We start from the raw sequence: 21,335 nt of genomic DNA on the forward strand, positions 1-21,335 counted from the left end.
ACGCACTCTCTCCCGTCACCCTCGAGATTGAACCATCGGAATCGTGAACATCACCGTCATCGATTGCCCGGGCTCGCTTCTTGCGCTGACCGTACCGCCATGGAACGCGACGATCTGCTTCACGATGGACAGACCTAACCCGGAGCCCGCCACGTTCTGGTTGCGGTCGGCGTCCGCCCGATAGAACCGGTCGAAGATTCTCTCGACATCGCTCTGCGCCATGCCGGGACCGTTATCCGTCACCGCGATCACCCACGCGTCCGCTTGCCTCCCGAAATACACGTGGATATGTGGTTCCTTCTTATCCATAAACTTCGCCGAGTTGCCGACGATGTTCAGGATCGCCCGCTTCATCTTCTGGGCATCCATCGTCGCGACGGCGTCCGATCCGGACTCGTATTCGCCCGTAAGCCGAATGCCCGTTCTCTCGTACTCGGTGTACAGCTCGCTCATGGTCTGCCGGTAGAACTCCTCCAGCGACACCGCGTCGAAGCGGAACTTCTCTTGCCCGAGATCAAGCTTCGACAGCAGGAACAAGTCGTCGATCATCCGGTCCATGTCGAGCGTCTTCGCATGAATAACGTCGATATACTTCCTCAGCTTCTCCGGATCGTTCGCGATGCCTTCCCGAATGCCCTCTACGTAACCCTTGATCGAGGTAAGCGGCGTCTTCAGATCGTGCGAAATGTTCGAGATCAGCTCTTTGCGATTCTCCTCCAGCGCCAGCTGCGCGCCGATCGATTGCCGGAGCTCGCTTCGCATCTTCTCGTACGAACGGATCACGCTGCCCACTTCGTTGCGCACCTTCGAATGCAGGCTGAAGTTCAGGTCCCCTTCCGCGATTCGCCGGGATCCCTGTTCAAGCTGCCGCAGCGGCCTAACGATATCCTTCGTCGTAATCCAGATCAACGGGACGAGAATGATTCCGAGCAACACCGCAATGCCGATAAGCACGAAGTACGGGAACCGGTCGCCCTTCGCCCATATCTCGGTCACGTCGACGACGAGGTAATACGTTAAAGGATCGTCGATCATCGGAAAATCGTACCGGACCGCGAGCAATTCGCGCCCTTCCCACGAACTGACCGTGAACGCGCCGTCCGCATGTTGTCCACCCTTCGAAACGTCTTCCCGCAGCTGCGCAAGGTATGCATCCTCTTCCTTGAGCGCGCCATAGCCGTCCCATCGATCGCCATCCCGGACGACAAGGAAGCCCCCGAACGGCGCCAGTTGGTCCCCTAATTGGCTTGCGAATGCGGGGGAGGCAAGCTCCTCCGGCTTATACCGCTCCGCATACCGCAGGTCCACGAACAGATCGATGCCCCGCCCGAACGCCTCGCGCGGGGATTGATCCTTAATGATGCCTTTCGCGAAATACGAGACGACCCCCGTGACGAGTCCGATCCCGATCGCCGCGACGATCGCCGCGGTCAGCAAGACGCCGAGGAAATACGTTAAGATGAGCTTCAGTCGAATGGACATCGGTTAGATCTCTTTTCTTTGGAAGGCTAGTAAGCTCAATATAGTGCCCATGATATAGTAGGCGGTAATAAATAGCAACGCCGAGATGGACGCGCCGGCATCGCCTGCGTATAGAAGAGGCTGCACCCAATCCGCGAAGTCCGTGACGAACAATCGGCTCAGCTGCGGCTCGAGCAAGCCGACGGCTCCCATCGCCATCCATAACACGACGCTTACCGTCAACCCGACTCCGCCGCTCCCCGTCCATAGGGACACGCAGTTGGCCAGCACCACCAGCAATCCGCAGAACAGAATCGCGCCGCCGAGCTCCGCCAGAATCGCTCCCAGTTCCGAAGCTGCGGGAACGCCATGGAGCACCAGGCTTCCGACCAACGTCGGCACGAACGCGCTTAACACGATCAATGCCCCGGCGGCCCATCCTCCGAACAATTTCCCCAGGAAGAGAGACTCTCGGCTAACCGGCAACTTCAGCGCGTGCTTGATCGTACGATCCTTGAATTCGCCGATCATGAGATCGCTGCCGAGCGACGCCATGAACAAGGGGAACACGAACGTCAGCAGCAGTTCCAGCGAAGTCGTCGGGAGGTTGTCTTCCAGCCCGATCCGGTCGCCGATGAAGACGAAGGAGACGCCGATCAGGAAGGCGAGCGACAGCAGCACCTTCAGCTTGCCTCCGCGGAGCAGCTTACGCAGCTCTTCGCCCGCGATATAGTTCAATTGCGCGATCATGCGGCCCCGCCCCTTACTTGCGCGATACCGTGCAGGTAGTATTCTTCTACGCCCGGGAACGATTCCCGGATCTGCGCGACGCTCGCGGTACCGACATGCCGTCCTTCGTAGACAATGCATGCATGCGTGATCCAATCCTCGATGTCGTGCACCTGATGAGACGAGACGATGATGCCCATCCCCGTCTCCGCGACGAGCCCCCGCAATATCGCGGCCATCTCCCGCCGACCTTCGATGTCCATGCCCGAGAACGGTTCGTCGAGCAGCAGCAGCTTCGGCCGGTGGAGCAGCGCGCTGGCGAGCTCGATCCGCTGCTTCATGCCGGTGGAGTACTTCTTGATCTTGAGCCCGTGGTGCTTCGACATGCCCACGAGGTCGATCGTCTTCCGAATACGCGCGTCGTCGATGCCCGGGTACAGCTTATGATAGAGTCTGAGATATTCGTAACCCGTAAGATACGGGTATGGCGTCGGCTCGCCGATCATCAAGCCCATGTGCGGCCTCGTCCGCTCGGGATGGTCGGCGACGCTGACGCCGTCCAACCGCGCAGTCCCGCGGTCGCTTCCAATCCACCCGGCCATCGCTTGCAACGCCGTCGTCTTCCCGGCACCGTTCGGCCCCAATAAGGCGACAACCTCACCGGGAAGCACGGTGAGATTGAGCCCTTGGATACCGCGGCCGCCAGGGTAGACCTTCGACAGATCGTTCGTTTCGAACATAAGACAAGTCCCCCCGTTATCGTGATGTTAGCCGCGATCTTCGAACGTTGCCGCGTCGATGATCTCGATGCTCTTGCCGGCAGGATCGTACGCGTCCGGCGTCGTCGCGTTGATGCCGCTGACGTCTCCCGCGCCTTCGATCTCCACCGTATGGGCGACGCCGTCTTCGTCCTTGCCGCTTACCTCGACCTCGCCTCGCACGCTCCGAAGCTCATTGTCCGCATTCACCGTGAACTTGAGCTTCACGTGCTCGATCGCGAAGTCTTCCGTCAGCTCCGGTATTTGCTCTTCGAAGCGGATATCCTCAAGGCCTTGGAAGAACGGAATCTGCTTCATCCGCTCCCATTCCGCCGGCGCTTCCTCTTCATGCTTGCGTTCGAACCCGTCCTTAGACTCCGCCACGTCCATCAGCAGGCGAAGCGGAAGCGGAATATCCTTCTCGTCGATGTCGACCGTAATCGTCTTCGAGCCGTCCGCATGGTTCGTTACGCCGAAGTTATCCTTAAGGTCGCCGACCACGAAATCGAGAAGCACTTCTTCCGCCTTGCTCATCGAACGGCCTTGGAAGTCGTCCTTATCATGGCGCTCGCGATGCTTGCCGTCATTGTCCTCTTCCGAATCGATCACTTGATAGTGCAGACCGTGCGTACGGTCTACCGCATAGAAGCTGTCGTCGTTGCCGCCGCTGTACAGACTGCCGCTGCGTTCGACGCCCATGAGGGCGAAGTCGAAGTCGCTGCTCACGACGTGCCCGTCTTCCGCGTCCGCCACCTTCGCCGTACCGCTGGAGACCAGTACCTTCTCGCCGTCCACCGTCACGGCGAAGTTTCCGTCGATCGTCGCGCTCTCGATCGTCTGGCCCGACATGCTATTCGCCTTCAGCACGTCTTTGAAAGCATTGTACCCCTCCGTATTCGGCGTGTACGCGAACGCCGTCGCCGTGAACAACGTTACCGCGGCAGCCGCCCCGCCGATCATCAACCATTGGTTTCTCTTCTTCATCTCTTACCCGCTCCTTATAAGGTTGTAAGGTTCCTCTCTTGCTTACTACCTTAGTCTAGAGGAGGAGTCTAAACTCCCTCGAAACCAATTCGAAAATATTTCTAAAATAAAAACAACGCGCGCCGATTACGTATCGGCACGCGCTGGGTACATCGCATATTATTTCGAACGCTGCGTCTTCTTAAGCTTTGAACCGCTCCGTCAGCTCCGCGATGACGCGGTCCGCATCCTCATAGGAAATCTGGCAGGTACCCGCGGCTTCATGCCCGCCACCGTTATACTCTCGCATCAGGAAGCCGACGTGGACGGCACTGGTATGGTTCACGATGCTGTGGCCGCAGGCAATGGAGACGTTCTGCTTCTGGAAGCCGTCCACGATCCACAGATTCGCGTTCTGCTCCGGGAAGAGCGCATAGATCAGGAAGCGGTTGCCCGGATAGATGGTTTCCACGCCCCGAAGATCGGTAATGATAACATTGCCCTCGGTCCGAGTGTATTGACCGAGCATATCCCGGAATGAGGCATCCAGCTCGAAATAACGGGTTACCCGCTCCTTCACGTCCGGATCCTCGAGAATTTCCTCCACCGTCTTGAGCGCGCATAACTCCACCAGCTTCTCCATCAGCTGGTAGTTGCTGATCCGATAATCGCGGTAGCGTCCCAGCCCCGTACGGGAATCCATCAAGAAGGACAGGAGATCCCAACCCTTCGGGTCGAGAATGTCTTCCTTGCCGAACTTCGCCGCATCGGCCTTGTCCACGCCTTCCATCATGCTGTCGAACGCCGGACCGAACTTATCCCTGCCGCCGAAATAATCGTAGACGACGCGGGCGGCGCTATCCGCGATCCGGGCATCTCCCTTGAATGCGTGCCCCTCTTCCTTCACTCGCTTGACTTCGCTGGCGTGATGGTCGAACCACATGCCGCATCCGGGAACATACGGCACATTCGTGAGAATGTCGTTCGCCGTTATTTCCACCGTGCCGTCCTGCATATCCTTCGGATGCACGAACTTCATTTCCTCGATCATGCCGAGCTTCTTGAGCAAGACCGCCGATGCCAACCCGTCGAAATCGGAACGCGTAACCAACCTCATATTCATGTCCCCCTGCATATGTACAGACTACAACAATTTTAACATCACATAGTGGTTAATAAGTACTACTTTATTGTTAAATCTAAGCCGAAATTGCAACTTTTACTGGACCATGGTCCCAATATCGTTAATCGGTAGACAAGACCGGCGTAAATCTCACTGTCCCGGCAATGGAATCCATACCTTGAACGTGCTGCCCTCGCCTTCCTTGCTGTCCACCAGAATCGTACCTCGTCCCCTGTCCACGATATCCTTGGCAATCGCCAGGCCGAGACCATGACCGCCGGTTTGCCGCGTTCTAGCTTTGTCTTGGCGGTAGAACCGATCGAAAATGCGCGGAAGAGCCTCCTGAGAAATGCCCATCCCGTTATCCTTGACCTCGATCGTAAGCGATCGTTCTCCTTTTGCCCTGACGTCAGCCAGCGTTACGACGACCGATCCGCCGCTGGACGTATATTTAATGGCGTTTTCAATCAGCAGCACGAGCAGTTGAACGATTTTCTCCTCATCCCATTCCACCTTCAGTTCATCGGGAACGTGCGCTTCGACATCGATTCCTCTAGCCAGGGCCAACGGCCGCAGCTTATCGACGACGCTAATAGCCGCTTGCCTTACATCGAACGAGGCATACTCGAGCGCGGAATCGCCCGAATCGGAACGCGCCAGGCGCATCAGATTCCCGGTCAGCTTCGTAATCGATTGAACCTCCTCTTTCATGCCGTCGAGTACTCTCGCGACAAACTCGCCCTTCTCCGTGTCCAACTCTAGCTGCAGCGCCTCGATCGAGGTCAGCAATACGCTCAGCGGCGTGCGCAGCTCATGGGAAGCGTCCGCTACGAATTCCCGCTGCCTATCGTAAGAGCGCGCCACGGGAACGGTCGCTTTGCGCGACATGTAATGGCTAAGCCATAATGCCAGCGCGAAGAACGCCAGTGCCAGCCCGATCAATAGGACGAGCAAATAGCGGAACAAGTCGTGCTGAAACGTAACTTCCTTGCCCACGTACAGCTTGCCGATCCGTTCTCCGTTCCATAATAAATCCCGGTCGGTCACGAGAAATTTCGCGTTACCGCCGGCCGTAGCGCCAACAAGTTCATTCGCGGACGGATCGTCGAACGTTCGAAGCGTTACCTTCTCTATACGCTGCTCCAGGAAACGGCCTTGACCGATGAGTTCCATTACCTGCGAACGAAGCTTCGGCTGCGTCTCGCCTCCCAGCTGCACGTTGCCGTTCTCCGCGATCAAATAATAGAACGACTGGTCCGCGCTTATCGCGAAGGCGTCCTCGACGGATCGCGGTGGCAGCCGGTTCGGATTGTCGTCATGATCCGCCCAGTCTTGCAAGACGCGAATCTCGCCGTCTGCCAACTCGGACAGACGAGAGCGCTGGTCGTTCCAAATCAACCAATACAGCAGCACGTATACGATCACGACGAACAGCGTCAGGAAAACGATCAGCACGCCGCTGTATTGCAGCGTCAGCTTGCGACGCATCCGGTCGAACAAACTTAACGAGCTTGCGTTAGGCATCGACTTTGTACCCTATGCCTCTCACGCTTTGAATAAGCTCCCGCGAAGCGGAAGGCTCGAGCTTCTTTCGGATGAGTTTGACGATCGCGTCGATGGCCTTCAGGTTCACGTCGGCGTCCAGGCCCCATATTTTGTCCAAAATGATTTCACGGGACAGCGTACGCCCTTTGTTCTGCAGCAGGAGGTCTAGTATCTGGAATTCGCGCGGCGACAGCTGAACTGCCCGGTCTCCTTGCATGACGACCTGATTCGTCCGCTGCAGCTCTATATCGCCGATCCGGATGATATCATCCTGCATGGGAACGAAGCTTCTGCGCAACAGCGCCCGCAAGCGCGCAAGCAGCTCGTCCATCTCGAACGGCTTCACCAAGTAATCGTCGGCCCCCGCATCGAGACCTTCGACCCGATCCTGCAACGCATCCTTCGCCGTCAGCATCAATATCGCGCCGCGATAGCCGATCTTGCGCAGCTTTACGCAAGTGGCACGGCCGTCCCCTTCCGGCATCATCCAGTCGAGCACCACGACGTCGTAACTGGAAGCGGTCGCATAATCGAACGCGCCGTTGCCCGTCGTCACCCAGTCTACGAGGCCGCCCGTTTTTTTCCTCAGCATGTGGGCGGTCAATTCGCCCAGACGGACATCGTCCTCAGCCAGCAAGATTTTCATCGCGCAGCCTCATTCCCATTTTCTTCTACGTGAAATCAGTATATTCGAAACGTTTCCCGCTTTCACCGTTTTTTCACCATATTCGGATACGATGAGCTCAAGAAACAAATAATCCTCCCCCTTGAAAGGAAGATGAACATGAAAAAAATCGTCATCGCCGGCATGCTGGCAACCGTCCTGGCAGGAAGCGGTCTGATCGCGTTGCTCCAGAGCAACGAGACGGCCGCGGCACAGACTGCAACGAACGCTTCGCCGGCAACATCAGCCACACCGCAAGCATCCAAGCAGAAGCAGAAGCCGCAACAGGACGGAAAATGCCGCCCCGAAGCTTCGGCCCCAAGAGGAAAGAATTCCGCGAACAGTACTAGCGAAACCGTGCAAGGCGACTATACCGTCCTCATCTCCGGCGGATTCGACACCGATCCGGCAGATCACGGAAGACCGGTGGTACTCATTGCCGCTGCCCTGGGCGTGCCTACGGAAGTGTTCCGTGAAGCGTTCAGCGGCGTGACTCCCGCAGGCTTGGACCGGGGGCCGACCGCCGAGGAAGCCCAAAGCAATAAGGCGGCCCTCATGAAAGTGCTTGCCCCTTACGGCATTACGAACGACCGCTTGGACGAGGTATCCAACTACTATCGCTATAACGGGAAGAACGGAGGCGTATGGAAGCGGACGCTGGCGACCGCAATCCCGATCGTTAAGGACGGAGTCGTAACCGGCGTAACCGTGACCGATCCCGGATCGGGGTATTCTTCGGCTCCGACCGTAACGATCAAGGGTCCTAACGGCGCCGTTACCGCGACGGCTACCGTCGCGTTCGGGAAAGACTTCGCTACGAACGGCAGTCTATCTTCCCTTACGCTTGACTGATTCCGTCTGCCGGAACGACAAGCACGGCGTCATGCATTGAACCCTGTAGCCCGCGCCTATTGGCGGGTTACAGGGTTCAATTTACTTAACGGGAGCTTAGTCTATGAATTCGACGTATTGCAGGAACCGCCTCAACATGACAACCGCTTGAGCCCGGCTGGCGTTCGCCGAAGGGACGAACGTCTTGTCCGTCATCCCGGCAATGATGTCGGCTTCTACGGATTGCGCGACAGCGGTCCGCGCCCAGCCGCTGATCGAGGCTTGATCTTGGAACTTGGCCAACAGCTCGTCCTGCTCACTTGCAACATCGATCGTTCGGCCCGCCAAGGCAAGCGCTCTGGCTACCATGATCGCCATCTGCTCCCTTGTGATCTTGTCGTTCGGCTTGAATCGATTGTCCGCGAAGCCGTCGACCAGCTTCGCTCTAACGGCTGCTTGGATGGCCCCGGCATACCAGTCGCCGGGTGTAACGTCCGCGAATGGCGCATCCGTCGCCCCCGTATCCAATGACAACCCCAAAGAGCGAACCAGCAAGGCTACGAATTCGGCACGGGTGATATTGCCGTTCGGAGCGAAGCTCGTGCCCGACACTCCGCTTACGATCAGCTTGGATGCCAACGATTCGACATCCGCCTTCGCCCAATGTCCGTTCAGATCCGTGAATGTCTTCGCCGTCCGGATTACGGTGTACGTGCTGTTATGCGGCGACTTCATGACGACTACCGTCTTGCCGTCGACGATCTCGAACAAGGACGGCACGAAGTGGAAGGTGTCCGAGATCGGATCGAACCACGCCGCGGTCGCCTTGGAAGGATCGATACGGGACTCCGCGCCGACCGTCCGTTCCACGTATACGCCATCGAATTCGGTTACCTCTTGATCCCCGGCCGTCACCTTGAATTCGACCGGGTTGCTCGCAAGCAGCAGTCCTTGAGATTCCGCGGCCGCTATGATTCTCTCCCGAGATTGTCCGGCCGGCTTGTTAATGGCGATCGAGATATGACTCCCCGTAAACTTTCCGGATAATTCCCGAAGCAGGCTTAACGGAACCTCATACGTGGCCGCATCCGTTGCTATAATAAGGGTTCCTTGCGCATTCGCCGCCGATGCACCCAGCAAAGCGGCAGTCGGCAAGTTCACTTCCACTTGATCGGCTCCGCCCTCGACGGCAATGGTGGCGGTTCGGGCCGCGGCGTTCTTGCCGTTCAACGCATCCAGCAGTTGCGTCAACTGCTGCGTATCCACCTCTATATCCGCGAACGTCGTCCCGCTCGCCGATGTTCGTACATCCGCTATCACCCGCAGTATCGCACCCGTATTCGCATCCCCAAGATCGAACGTTGACGGGGTTGGCGTAACGGGCGGTCCGGTCGGCGTTCCCGGCCCGGTCGGCGTGCTCGTCCGGGGACGGATGTCCTCGCTCGTGAGCGTAAGGATCGTGAATCTCACGACCTGGTTCTCGTCATCCGCCTCGTATACCCCTACGTACTTATTCGTAGACGCATCGACGCCGCTTATATTCGAGCCGGCAATGTACGGATTCGTCACGCCCGACAGACCCGCTGCGGGAACGGAAGCGCGTACGCCCGGAACGGATATCGGGCTCGAAGATACGCGAACGACCAGGTGATTGCCGAAGTCCGGCGTCGCCGATATTGTCGTCGTCCCTCCGATATCCCCCGGTGCCGCCGTTGCCTGCAGGTCGGGAGCCAAGTACCGCAAGTACGGATAGCCGTCGTTGATAACCGAATCCATACCCCAAGTCTGGTCGAGGTCCCAATCCGCGTACGTATCCATTGCCTTCATTAACGTCGTGGATACGGGTGACGCGAAGGTGTCCTCCAACCCGATTCTTCCTTGATCATAATAGTTGCTGCCGGGAATCGCGCCTACGTACGAGCCCGCGAAGCCGCCCCGATCGGTCGTTCCGCCCGTCACGCTTCCCGCGGCATAGTTGCGGTTCACCGTCGTTCCCGCCTGATAGCCCGTGAAGCCGCCTAATATACCCTCTTGTACGGTCACCCGCGATTTCGTATAACTGTCGCGAATGATTCCGTACTGATTCATGCCTGCCAATCCGCCGGCATACCAGATTGCCGCCACTTCTCCCGTGGCATAGCTTGCTTGGATCGTCGCCGCATGGTTCTGGCCGACCAAGCCGCCTACTTGATTATCTCCCGCCGCGTTTCCGGTTGCATAACTGTTAATGATCGTTCCCTGCTCTCCGGATAACACGCCTTCATTCCTTCCGACCAACCCGCCGATGTAGAAGGAATCCGCGATTCCCGTTACGTTTCCTTCCGAGTAGCAATCGCCGATCGTTCCCAGCACATTGTATCCGGCCAAGCCGCCTACCCGATACAATCCCGTTACGCTCCCCGCGCTATAGCTATTGCCGATCGTTCCACGTTCAACATGCCCGACCAGGCCGCCAACATCGTTGAGGCCCACGACCGTCCCGGATGCATCGCTATTGCTGATCGTTCCGTTCTTGACGTATCCGGCCAACCCGCCTACATAGTCTTTGCCTTCGATATCGACATTGTCCAGCTTCAGATTCGCGATCTTTCCTCTGACATATCCGAATAACCCCACGTAGTCGGCATTCGGTCTATGAATGGTCAGCCCCGTGATGGCGTGGCCGTCTCCGTCCATATTGCCTCCGAAAGACGAATCGACGTCCCCGATCGGCAACCAGCCTTCGCCGTCGGCATAGCCGCTTAGCGAGATATCCGCCGTCAGCTTGTAAGCATACGCCGCATAATCTCGGACCGCATTCAGTTGAGCGGCCGTTGCGATCCGGTACGGATCTTCATCGGTGCCGGCGCCTCCCGCGAACGTGCCTGCCGGAGCTCCGGGGCCTCTGGTCGGAATCGCGCTAACTTCTGCCGAAGCGGCGCCTTCCACCCCGTCATTCACCGCTCTAATCGTAAAATAGTAGGATATGCCGTTGGTTAATCCGGTAAAAACGTACCGGTCCGCGGCATTGCTTAACGTATCCGCTGGTATTCCGTAGGTGCCGGGAACCGTGCTCTTGTATATTCTGTAGCCGGTCACGTCGTCTACCGCATCCCATTGGAGCGTAATCTGCTTATTGCCTGCTACGGGAGTCTCAAGAACCGGCACCCCGATGGGATGCGTCACGGAGCTCGACGCTTCCGACGCCGGGCCGTCGCCTTCGCCGTTGCTGGCTATCACCGTGAACGTATAGGCCGTGCCGTTCGACAGACCCGTCACGACGATCGAGCTTCCCGATCCCGAGGCTGTTCTGTTGCCTGGCGATGCCTTAACCGTATAGCTTGTAATCGGACTGCCCCCATCATCCGAGGGAGCGGTAAAGCTGACGGTTGCTTGCCCGCTTCCCGCCGTTGCCGTTACGTCGGTCGGAGCCCCCGGAACCGTCTTCGGCGTTGCGCTTACTTCATTGGAAGCGGCGCTTGCCGTGTCGTCAACCATCGCTTTAACGGTAAAATAATAGGTTACCCCATTGGACAGCCCCGTCACATCGTAGCTCCGTTCGTTAGAACCTACCGCCGCAACGGCGTCATCATAGCTTCCCGAAGTCGCGCTTGCGAAGATTTCGTAACCCGTTGCCGCGGCTACCGCGTCCCACTGAAGCGTTACTCGCGCATTGCCCGCAATGGGCGTCAGCAGCGCAGGAGCTCCCGGCTCAACGACGACTTGGGTGACTTCGAACGTCTCATCCGCCATGCCGTCTGCCGATACGGTAACCGTTGCGGTATGCGTCCCCACCGGCAATCCGTCCTTCGCCGTCACCGTCAAATCCGTCGAAGGCGTCGCAGCGTTCAACGTCGTATCGGCCAGCGGCGTCGGCGTTAAGAGGAAATCGTTGCCGCTCACGGTCGCGGACAGATTCGTCAAATCTCCCGTGCCGGTACGGGTCACGGTGATCGTCTTCGCTTGCTGCGATCCCGACGCATACCCGACCGTCAAGGACGACAAGGTCTGGCCTTCCAACTCGTTGATCGTATAAGTGAGTATGTCGGCGCTCGTCAGCATGATATTGGCGAATTTCAATACCTTGTTGCCGGCATTCGTCTCATAGAGATTGACGTACTTGTTCGTGGTCGCATCCACTCCGCCGATGTCCGAACCGGATACGTACGGGTCGATCACATCCGTTGCGGGAACGGATTCGCCTAATCGGGGCGTTGCTCTGCCGTCCGAAGACACCTGAACAACCAGTCGGTGGCCTGGCAGCGTGGCCGCCGTCGCTTTCGTCGTCCCGGCCCCTTGTCCAAGCGAGGTAACTGCGTTGAGAGCCTGAGCCGGCAAATACGGATAGCCGCCGTTAATTCCTTCCGCCATCCTCCACGCGTTGGAGAGATCCCACCCCGCGTAAGTGTTGAAGCTCTTCATCTCTTCGGTAGACTTGGAATAATCGCTGACGACCGTTATCCCCGTCTTTTCCCTATCGTAGTAACTGGAGCTGATCTGTTCGTTGATCGCGCCTCCGACCAGGCCGCCCGTTTGATCCGTGCCTTCGACGATTCCGATGGCGTAGCTCTTGTCGATCTTGCCGTAATCGTTGTACCCGACCAAGCCGCCTATCCGTTCCGTTCCGATCGCTCGTCCGGTGGCGTAGCTGTTGCTAATCGTCGTATTGGAATTCGCATCCGCGGAACTACGCCCGACCAAGCCGCCTACATGCTTGAGTCCTTTCGCTTCTCCGGTAGCGTAGCTATTGCTGATCGTGGTTGTCATACCGTTCAGGGCCGCATTAGTCCCCACCAATCCGCCTATCGCCAAGCCGTAAGTCGTTGGCGCAGGCGTTGAAGACGGGGAGGCGGTCATGGCTACATTCCCCGTGGCGTAAGAATGACGGATCGTTGAGGACGAGCCATTGAATCCGACTAACCCGCCTAGCGAGTAACCCGATCCCGTCACGCTTGCCGAAGAATAACTAGATTCAATCGTACCTCGGGAACTATTACCGACCAAGCCGCCTAACGTTCCCTTCCCCGTCACGCTTCCTCCGGAAACGCCGCTGTTGCTGATCGCGGATTGTTGGCCCTCGAAGATCCCTTCGCTGTATCCCGCTAATACGCCTACGTTATCGCCGCCAATAATGCCGGCGCCGGCGATGTTCAAATTCTTGATCGTACCTCCGTACACATACCCGAACAATCCGATATAGTTCGTAGCGGGCCTGTTTATCCTCAAATTCGTGATGGTGTAGCCGTCGCCGTCCAGCGTGCCTTTGAACCTGGTGGCGAGCGTAAGGCTCCCGATCGGCACCCAACCGGCGCCGCTCGCATAGTCTCCAAGATCGATGTCGTCGACCAGCTTGAAGGCCGACGTCGGCTTGCTTCTGATCAAGTCGAATTGAGCCGGGGTTGCAATGAGATAAGGGTCGCCAGTCGTGCCGGTGCCTCCGGCGAAGCCATCGTTGGCGTACGCGGATCCGACAGGTTGGAAGACTCCCGTTATAGGAGCCAATACGATAAGCATGCATAAGAGCCATTTCGGGAACTTCCGTTCATTGCGATATTTCACGAGTGATATCCCCTTCCAGAGCTGGTTGAATTCAACGTAACAGCCCGAGGTAAAATGGCGGTAAAAGAAGGCAAAACGACAACAAAAAACACCCGGCGACGGGTGTTTTGCTGTTCATGATTTGCATAATCCCGAATCTCCATTGCCGAAAGCTACTTCATGAACAAAGCAAAGAAGATGACGACATCCTGCAGGAAGTGGATCGTTAACGCCCAGAAGAAGCCTCTGGTCTCGAGCATCGACTTGGCCAAGAACCAACCGATGAAGCCCGCCATCAGCATGCCCGGTATCCCGCCAGGCGTGCCGAAATAATGAATCAAACCAAAGGTTGCGGCAGCCAGTCCCTGCGCGACAAACGGCGACCATCCATACTTGGCGACTACAGCGACGAACGAGAAACGAAAGATGATTTCTTCGGCGAAGGCATTGGCAAGCGCAAATACGAGGACAAACAAAATACCCGGAAACCAATCCAATCGAATAGGCTCGCCATGTATGACTTGAAAGTAGATGACAATGGCCGTAACGGCGGTTATAACGATGGAAAAGTTCAAGCCGAGATGACGCCAGGTTTCGGTTGCCTTCGGCCGGATGCCGATCCAGGGTTCAGGCCGGATGGTTCCATCCCGCTTCTTCAAGTTCAGATAGGCTAAGCCCGTTCTGCCGGTCAGCCCGTACACGATTCCGATTAGAATGATGACTAGTGCAATTACAGCCAATTGATAGCTGATTTCTTGATTGTAGAGGTCTCTTTCGAACAACTGCAAATCGAGCGGTCGGCTTTTTCGAATCCATAACAACAGAGGGGCGATCCCGATCACGATAAGAGTAATCAACGCGACGGGCCATAGGGGGAGACGCCGATTATCCATTCCGTTCTCTCCTGTCCGATCGGTTTAACAGTTCCAAAGCGTGCTCGCACCATTCGATCGTCATCCGCAGGTAGCGTTCGCCGTAATCGAGGGTGAGCAACCAGAGCTTCGCTTGCATCCCTTTGTCCTGAGGAATACTTGTTCGAATGCCTTCTAGTAATTGAACGTACTTTCGACTCGCTTCCAGCTCCTGCTCGATGTGAATGACAAGCTGCGGGATATGACCTTCATCGGCCACGAAAATCTTCATCAGCAATTCGTTCCGCATAACGGACTCTTCGGGTGTCTGGGCTAGCCAAGAATCCAGCTGTCTACGGCCTTGCTCGGTGACGCCATACACGATTTTGCGTCTGCCCGTCTCGTTCTCTTCCACGATCGTTACGGATCCTTCTTGTTCCAACTGCTTAATGCTCTTATGGATATGGCCATAGGATTCATTCCAAAATAGCCCGATGCTTTCCTTCGAAAACTTAACGAGTTCATAAGCGCTCATCGGATGGATCCGCAATAGGCCGAGGATGGCGAAATGGGTCGTGTTTATTCGTTTCAGGTGTATTCCTCCTCTAATGGTCCATATATATCTTTAAGATATATAATTAGAATTATAAACCGTTCGGTTTGCTGTGGCAACCTTTTTGTGGAAACCCAAAGGCATGTTTAAGGGCCATCCCTACGGGATGGCCCTTGCTTTGCAGCTTATGAATGTTACCGTTCGAGCGCTAGCCCCTAACATCCCTACTAGCGTTTTGCTCGGCGATGATTTCGTTGTCCTCCGCGTTATCCCTCGTTACTTTCTGAACGCTGATCGCGCTGTAGGATATCAACAAGATAACGGCGATGTAGTAGCCTTTGACATTCAATTCGAACGGGGCGTTGTACAGGCCGATGAAGAACATGGCATAACCGATAATCATCCCCGCGAACGCCATGCCCGTGAAGGCTTGCGTATTCCTCATCCGGTGCTTCGGATTATCCAACCGGATGTCTTTATCCTCCGTATTGTCGCGAACGACCTTCTGCACCGTGATACAAGTAATGGTGATCAACACCATGCACAGCAGATAATACCCTTTCACGTTCAATTCCCAATCGGCGTTGTATACGCCCAAACAGAATAAGAACAAACCGGCAGCCAATGCAAAGTACGATACAAGCGTAAAAGCCCCCGTGTTACGTTTGCGATATCTTGGATTCATGCGCCGATCCCTCTCCGACAATAGAATGTATGCCTTGGCATCATTTTCCACTATACAGGGAGAATCGGTAAATTTCTACTGCTTATTACGCGGAGCATAGACCGATCCGCCGAATCCTGCCCCCGAAGTAAAGGTCAGACGTGTTTATAACCTGCTTCGACTGTATGTTTAATGACCTCCGAAACGCGATCTGCCTGCGCTTGAATAGCTTCCGTTAGCTCCGCGGGAAGAAAATCGGTTGTCCAAACAAAAATGCTGCCGCCTTGGTCACTAGGGAATACTTGGAACGAAGCATGATGATGAAGAAGCGGCAATCGTCCTTCCTTGACGGCGAATGCCATGCGCCGCTCTCGATCGTCTACGGAAACAATTAATTCTTTTACCGAGCTACCGTCAGCCAGGATCAGCGTTCTTTCATATCCATTCACAAGCGTATTCTCCGTAAAACCCGGAACGAGCCGCTGATGGAAGGCACCTACATCTCTAACCGCATCCCAAACTTGTTCGGGAGGAACGTTAATGAAAGTATCTTTTCGAACGGTCGGCAATTAAATCCTCTCCTTGTCGTCAAGTTAATCTCCGTACTAACCCTCATTGTTCCGGTCAGGACAGCGCTACGATCGAGCGTCCGCGCATGCCTCCTTGCAACACTCGAGCGATCGCGGCGGGAAGGTCGGATAACGAAATCTCGTTCGCGACAGCGTTCAGTAACGTCTCGTCCGGCCTCCATTCGGCGGCAATCCGGTTCCACACCGTACGCCGAACGTCCATCGGACATAAGACCGAATCGATGCCGAGCAGATTAACGCCCCTCAGAATAAAAGGGTAAACCGTGGAGGCCAGTCCCGCCCCTCCCGTGAAGCCGCTAAGCGCTACGGAGCCGCCGTATTGCACCGAGTTCAAGACGTGCGTCAAGAAAGGTCCTCCGACGGGATCAACGGCCCCCGCCCAGCGCTGCTTGTCCGGCGACTTCGCCTCCGGTACTTCCAGCTCCGACGGCGAGATCGTCTCGTTCGCTCCCAATGCTCGTAAATATTCAACCTCGGAGCTCTTGCGAGTGCTTGCCGTCACCTCATACCCCGACTTCGCCAGCATCGAAACGGCCCAGCTTCCAACGCCTCCGGTAGCGCCGCTCACCAGGACGGGACCTTGTCCCGGCTTCAGTCCGTTCTCCTCCATGCGATGCACGGATAACGCGGCCGTAAACCCGGCAGTCCCTATCGCCATCGCGGCCTTAGCGCTCAACCCGGACGGCATAGGCACGACCCATGCCGCGGGGACGCGCGCATATTCGCTAAATCCGCCGGGATGGGATGCCCCGAGTCCGTATCCGGTAATGAGCACCTCGTCTCCTTCTTTGAAGGAAGGGTCGGACGAATCGATCACGATGCCGGCAAGATCAATGCCGGGTACGTGCGGATACCGACTGACGATGCCGGCTCCCGGTATCGTACTTAGTCCGTCCTTGTAATTAACGCCGGAATAGGAAACCCGGATCGTTACTTCGCCATTCGGAAGGTCGGCCATCGAGTATTCGCGGATATCCGACCTTAAGCTTGACTCTTGCCAATCCACCGTAAGCGCACGATAAGTTGTCATTCGAATTCTCTCCTTACTGATCGTTATAGCTGTAATCCTAATCTTGTTTTATCAATGCGTCTAATTTATAATTCTCATTTAAACGATGATTTTTTGTTATGAGAGAGGGGCGTTGAGAAATGGAATGGCAACAACTTGAATATTTTATCGCCATAGCCAAGTCGCAGCATATGACGAATGCGGCCAAAGAACTGTCCGTCACGCAGCCTGCTTTAAGCCGTTCCATCGCTACGCTCGAGAAAGAATTCGGCGTGGAGCTGTTCGAGCGCCGTGGACGCAATTTGGTGTTGAATCGCTATGGCCAAATTCTGTTGGGGCGAGCCCGGACAGCGCTGGGAGAGATCGAGAAGGCCAAACAAGAAATCGCGAATCAAATCCATCCCTCGTCGGGAATGCTGTCGCTATGTTTCCCCCATATCCTTGGGGCCGAGCTTTTTCCTGTCATGCTTGGCGCGTTCCGCGAACAATACGCAAGTATCCGCTTCAATCTCAATCAATGCACGATCGACGAATTGGTGTTGCGGATCCTTAATAACGACTGCGACTTCGGAATAACGACTTTGGAATCCGTTAACGATGCGTTTCATTGGCATTTAATAGGACAGACCGAGCTTTATCTGGCTATGCCTATATCTCATCCTTGGGCTAACAAGAATAGCATTCGCTTGGAAGAGCTACACGAGGTGCTCTATGTCGGCTTAAAGCCGTCTTGCGCGTTAAGTTATACGGTAGAGGGTCTACTGTCCCGTTCCGGCGTCGAACCGAACACCGTTTATCGCGCGGACGAATTAGACATGGTCGCCGGATTGGTATCGGCGGGCTACGGAGTTTCCTTGCTGCCCAAGACGTTGGGCATCAGCGGTTATCCGATGGCATGGGTTAAAGTGGATGATCCAGCAAGCAAGCTTACGGTCGGAGTCGTTTGGAAGAAGGGACAGCAGTCGACGCCGGTGTCAGAAGTTTTCTTGGCCTACATTCGGGAGAAGTATCCTCTATCTTCGGAGTAAATCAGGTTGGGACTTTAGAATAATCCTTGCCGCCTGGACGTCCTCCGATTACGGCAAGTCGATGAGCATAAAATGCGCTTCTTTGGCAGCCGATACGTTCAACCGTTGCAGACCGGTAATTTGGGCCGCGTCCCTTCTTTCCAACAGCGTCTCGTCGTTCAGAACAAGTTCGCCTTCAAGATTGAATACGTAGACGTTACGACCGGCCGCCTGAGTGAACGTAAGCTCGCGGCCTTCCTCCAGCCTGGAGACGAAGACGGTGACGTCTTGATGAATGGGAAGCACCCGGTCATCGGCCCAGGCTCGGTTCGACACGATCGGCAAGAGCCGGTTTTTCATTTTACCCTGATCGTAAGAGAATTCGTGGTGTTGCGGCGGAATATCGAGTCGATCGGGTTGAAACCATATTTGAAGATGGTTTTCTTCCTCGCTCTCCGACGGATTCATGCCCTCATGAACAATGCCGGTGCCCGCCGATATGACCTGAACCATGCCGGGCAGCAGCAGCGATTCCGCGCCGGTGCTGTCCTTGTGATAATTTTGTCCCGATACCATGTAGGTCACGATCTCCATGTTCTTGTGCGGGTGCATCCCGATTCCGTCTCGGGCCCCGATAACATCGTCGTTGAATATGACCAGCGGTCCGAATCGCCGATTCGCGGAGAAGCTCATGATAGCCCGGCTGCGCTCATATTCCATCAGGTATCGCGTATGGGCTTTGTTGACTTCGATCATCCTAATCCCCCCTGTCAAGTTGTCGCGTTACCCAACGACTCCATTATGGGATAGGAGCGATGCTTGCGGAAGAAGGCACTTCAGAGTGGTATAGTTACATGGACGAACCTTTTGGGCGGGACGCGCTTCGCCGCAAGGCTGATCCAATAGACGACACTCCTGTTGGTATGTATAATCACCATTAAGATCGCGACGGAGGCGTAAACATTGGACAAATTAGAACCGCATCATTGCAATATCGGCATTGAAGAGTGTTTACATATCATCGCCGGGAAATGGAAACCGATCATCTTGCTCCACTTGCAGTTGGAGGGAACGAAACGCTTCAGCGACTTGAAAAGGTGGATTCCGGGGATTACGCAGAAAATGCTGACTGCCCAGTTAAAGGAATTGGAGCAAGAGGAACTGATTCAACGAGTGGCCTATCCCGAAGTTCCGCCGAGAGTGGAATACAGCATCACGGAACACGGAAGAACGTTGGAGCTCATCCTGAGGCAATTAAACGAGTGGGGCGTCCAACATAGGAAATACTTGAGCGCGAATAAAGCCGAACGAAGTTGAATCGTTATTCTTCGTTTACGCGTCTGGGGAATGGCGAATGACCTTGCGCTTGACACGTCGCTTCGCGCCCCCTACAATTAGAATGAACATTCGATCTATTATCGATACAATAGAATGAACGTTCAATCTAATCATGTGGAGGGTTTATGATGAACAAAACCGTATTTATCACGGGCACAAGCTCGGGATTGGGTAAACTAACCGCCATCCGATTCGCTCGGATGGGTTGGAACGTTGCCGCTACCATGCGCACGCCGGAGAATGAAACGGAGCTTACTTCTTATGACAATATTCGAATCTTCAAACTGGATGTCACGGATACGGAGCAAGTCCGAGAAGCCGCGCGACAAGCCATTGCTGCCTTCGGTAAAATCGATGTCGTCGTGAATAACGCCGGCATGGGCACTTATGGCCCGTTGGAGCTGGCTACGGAGGAGGCCATAGATTGGCAGTTCGCCGTTAATACAAGGGGACCCATTAATGTCATTCGCGGATTTTTGCCGCATTTCAGAGCGAACGGAGGGGGGATGTTCATCAATATCAGCTCCTTCATGGGAATCACGACCGCGGTGCCGCTAGGGTCTCTCTACAACATGTCCAAGTTTGCTTTGGAGGGATTGACGGAAGGTCTGTATTACGAGCTCCAGCCTTTCAATATCGAGCTGAGATTGATCGAACAGGGCGGCTCCACGGGCAACAACTTCAAGAACAACATTACTTGGAACCAAGATAACGACATCAAGGTTTACGACGAGATGATGGGTAAATTGCTAGATGCGATGGATAGCCGGAACATCGGCGATCAATTGGACGATCCCCAGACCATCGTGGATGCCATCGTCGCTCAGGCAACGGGAGAGAGCAAGAAGTTCCGTACGGTTGTCGGGGCGGTAGGCAACGGTCTGATGGAAATGAGGAGCGCCATGCCGATCGAACAATATTTAGAGACCATAGCCCGAAATTTCAAGTAACGATAGGTAACCGCATCCGAATCCCCCATCTCGCCGTCCGACATCGATCCGTCGATCCGCGATTTGACGAAGAGGCCTTTTACATGTACGCTTGTCTTAGAACGAACGTTCGATTCAATGACAGGCAAGGGGGATTGCGCATGTTCGATAGCTACAATAAGGTGCAGCGGGCCGTCCTCGAAACCACGCTCGCCATCATCATAAGGAAAGAGATCCAGGCGACCTCCATGGCTTTATTGGCGAAGGAATCCGGCGTGTCGACCGGGAACATCTATCATTACTTCAAGAGCAAGGAAGACATCGTTAACGAGTTGTACAAGGCCATCGTCACGTTCAACGGCGAATACGTGCGCGAAGGCCTAGCGCAAGGTCGGACGGTGCGCGAAAAGTTCGAATCGGGCTGGATGCGCGTAGTCGAGCTGGGTATCAAATATCCTCAGGGCTTTCAATTTATAGAGCAATATTCATTCTCGCCTTATATATACGATGAGGTGAAGCAGGCTGTCTATACTGTCGGTTGGTGCGGACCCATGGACAAGCTGTATGAAGAAGCCGTTCAACGACAGTTGTTTATCGCGCTCAATCCGCACGTTATGGTGCAGATGCATTACGGATCGTTGGTTTATATTCTTAAATCCCATCTGCAAGGCATCTTCGAATTATCCAACGATATGATACGCGAGGTCATCCGCTCCTCTTGGAGGTCCGTGGTACGGGACGATGCTCCGGATGCGGAGTGACGCCCGACAGGCGCTCGCGAGCCAAAAAACAGCGAAGGTCTC

The 21,335-nt window shown here is 55.5% G+C and carries 19 protein-coding genes and 1 pseudogene; 5 read left to right on the plus strand and 15 right to left on the minus strand.

Annotation, left to right across the window (positions count from 1 at the left end; all coding sequences use genetic code 11):
- Positions 1–15 precede the first annotated feature (15 nt).
- From ACFQZG_RS23055 to ACFQZG_RS23085, 7 genes are all read right to left on the minus strand, one after another.
- On the minus strand, positions 16–1,482 hold the full coding sequence (locus ACFQZG_RS23055; RefSeq protein WP_378156850.1) for a sensor histidine kinase: 1,467 nt from the start codon (positions 1,480–1,482) through the stop codon (positions 16–18).
- Positions 1,483–1,485: 3 nt separating this feature from the next.
- Positions 1,486–2,211, minus strand: coding sequence for an ABC transporter permease (locus ACFQZG_RS23060; protein WP_378156852.1), 726 nt, complete (start codon positions 2,209–2,211; stop codon positions 1,486–1,488).
- Positions 2,208–2,930 (minus strand): ABC transporter ATP-binding protein, encoded by a 723-nt coding sequence (locus ACFQZG_RS23065; RefSeq protein WP_378156854.1) that lies wholly within the window; start codon positions 2,928–2,930, stop codon positions 2,208–2,210. The genes ACFQZG_RS23060 and ACFQZG_RS23065 overlap by 4 nt, the downstream gene beginning before the upstream one ends.
- A 27-nt stretch (positions 2,931–2,957) precedes the next feature.
- Positions 2,958–3,932 carry a hypothetical protein gene (locus ACFQZG_RS23070; protein WP_378156855.1) on the minus strand — a complete coding sequence of 325 codons (975 nt, stop codon included), beginning with the start codon at positions 3,930–3,932 and terminating at the stop codon, positions 2,958–2,960.
- A gap of 181 nt (positions 3,933–4,113) precedes the next feature.
- A complete protein-coding gene (locus ACFQZG_RS23075) occupies positions 4,114–5,028 on the minus strand; it encodes an exopolyphosphatase (RefSeq protein WP_378156857.1) in 915 nt (304 codons plus the stop codon).
- Positions 5,029–5,184: 156 nt separating this feature from the next.
- Positions 5,185–6,558, minus strand: a complete 1,374-nt coding sequence (locus tag ACFQZG_RS23080) for a sensor histidine kinase (protein WP_378156858.1) — start codon at positions 6,556–6,558, stop codon at positions 5,185–5,187.
- Positions 6,551–7,225: a response regulator transcription factor gene (locus ACFQZG_RS23085; RefSeq protein WP_378156860.1), complete on the minus strand. Its 675-nt coding sequence runs from the start codon at positions 7,223–7,225 to the stop codon at positions 6,551–6,553. Before ACFQZG_RS23085 ends, ACFQZG_RS23080 begins: the two co-directional genes overlap by 8 nt.
- Positions 7,226–7,363: 138 nt before the next feature.
- Here ACFQZG_RS23085 and ACFQZG_RS23090 point away from each other — a divergent pair, with 138 nt between their 5' ends.
- Positions 7,364–8,095 (plus strand): hypothetical protein, encoded by a 732-nt coding sequence (locus ACFQZG_RS23090; protein ID WP_378156862.1) that lies wholly within the window; start codon positions 7,364–7,366, stop codon positions 8,093–8,095.
- A gap of 96 nt (positions 8,096–8,191) precedes the next feature.
- On the opposite strand, the gene ACFQZG_RS23095 is transcribed toward ACFQZG_RS23090, so the two are convergent.
- From ACFQZG_RS23095 to ACFQZG_RS23125, 7 genes and pseudogenes are all read right to left on the minus strand, one after another.
- Complete coding sequence (locus ACFQZG_RS23095) at positions 8,192–13,612, minus strand: S-layer homology domain-containing protein (protein WP_378156864.1); 5,421 nt, start codon at positions 13,610–13,612, stop codon at positions 8,192–8,194.
- Between the two features lie 152 nt (positions 13,613–13,764).
- Entirely contained in the window at positions 13,765–14,484 is a 720-nt protein-coding gene (locus tag ACFQZG_RS23100; RefSeq protein WP_378156866.1) for a CPBP family intramembrane glutamic endopeptidase, read from the minus strand.
- Positions 14,477–14,992, minus strand: coding sequence for a PadR family transcriptional regulator (locus ACFQZG_RS23105; RefSeq protein ID WP_378156868.1), 516 nt, complete (start codon positions 14,990–14,992; stop codon positions 14,477–14,479). The genes ACFQZG_RS23100 and ACFQZG_RS23105 overlap by 8 nt, the downstream gene beginning before the upstream one ends.
- A gap of 211 nt (positions 14,993–15,203) precedes the next feature.
- Positions 15,204–15,440, minus strand: a complete 237-nt coding sequence (locus tag ACFQZG_RS23110; protein ID WP_378157041.1) for a YiaA/YiaB family inner membrane protein — start codon at positions 15,438–15,440, stop codon at positions 15,204–15,206.
- A gap of 57 nt (positions 15,441–15,497) precedes the next feature.
- A pseudogene (locus ACFQZG_RS23115) lies at positions 15,498–15,680 on the minus strand (YiaA/YiaB family inner membrane protein); the annotation flags it as partial.
- Positions 15,681–15,814: 134 nt separating this feature from the next.
- Positions 15,815–16,228, minus strand: a complete 414-nt coding sequence (locus ACFQZG_RS23120) for an SRPBCC family protein (protein ID WP_378156870.1) — start codon at positions 16,226–16,228, stop codon at positions 15,815–15,817.
- A gap of 55 nt (positions 16,229–16,283) precedes the next feature.
- A complete protein-coding gene (locus ACFQZG_RS23125; protein ID WP_378156872.1) occupies positions 16,284–17,279 on the minus strand; it encodes an acrylyl-CoA reductase family protein in 996 nt (331 codons plus the stop codon).
- Between the two features lie 119 nt (positions 17,280–17,398).
- Here ACFQZG_RS23125 and ACFQZG_RS23130 point away from each other — a divergent pair, with 119 nt between their 5' ends.
- Positions 17,399–18,286, plus strand: coding sequence for a LysR family transcriptional regulator (locus tag ACFQZG_RS23130; RefSeq protein ID WP_378156874.1), 888 nt, complete (start codon positions 17,399–17,401; stop codon positions 18,284–18,286).
- Positions 18,287–18,334: 48 nt separating this feature from the next.
- Here the strand turns inward: ACFQZG_RS23130 and ACFQZG_RS23135 are convergent, their stop codons facing one another.
- Complete coding sequence (locus ACFQZG_RS23135; protein WP_378156876.1) at positions 18,335–19,021, minus strand: pirin family protein; 687 nt, start codon at positions 19,019–19,021, stop codon at positions 18,335–18,337.
- 207 nt (positions 19,022–19,228) lie between these two features.
- Between ACFQZG_RS23135 and ACFQZG_RS23140 the strand changes: the two genes are divergently transcribed.
- From ACFQZG_RS23140 to ACFQZG_RS23150, 3 genes are all read left to right on the plus strand, one after another.
- Positions 19,229–19,582, plus strand: coding sequence for a winged helix-turn-helix transcriptional regulator (locus ACFQZG_RS23140; RefSeq protein ID WP_378156878.1), 354 nt, complete (start codon positions 19,229–19,231; stop codon positions 19,580–19,582).
- Positions 19,583–19,731: 149 nt separating this feature from the next.
- Positions 19,732–20,553: an SDR family oxidoreductase gene (locus ACFQZG_RS23145; protein WP_378156880.1), complete on the plus strand. Its 822-nt coding sequence runs from the start codon at positions 19,732–19,734 to the stop codon at positions 20,551–20,553.
- 140 nt (positions 20,554–20,693) lie between these two features.
- A complete protein-coding gene (locus tag ACFQZG_RS23150; RefSeq protein WP_378156882.1) occupies positions 20,694–21,293 on the plus strand; it encodes a TetR/AcrR family transcriptional regulator in 600 nt (199 codons plus the stop codon).
- The last annotated feature ends 42 nt before the right edge of the window (positions 21,294–21,335 follow it).

The organism is Cohnella sp. GCM10027633, from assembly GCF_042675445.1.
Taxonomy (GTDB): domain Bacteria; phylum Bacillota; class Bacilli; order Paenibacillales; family Paenibacillaceae; genus Cohnella.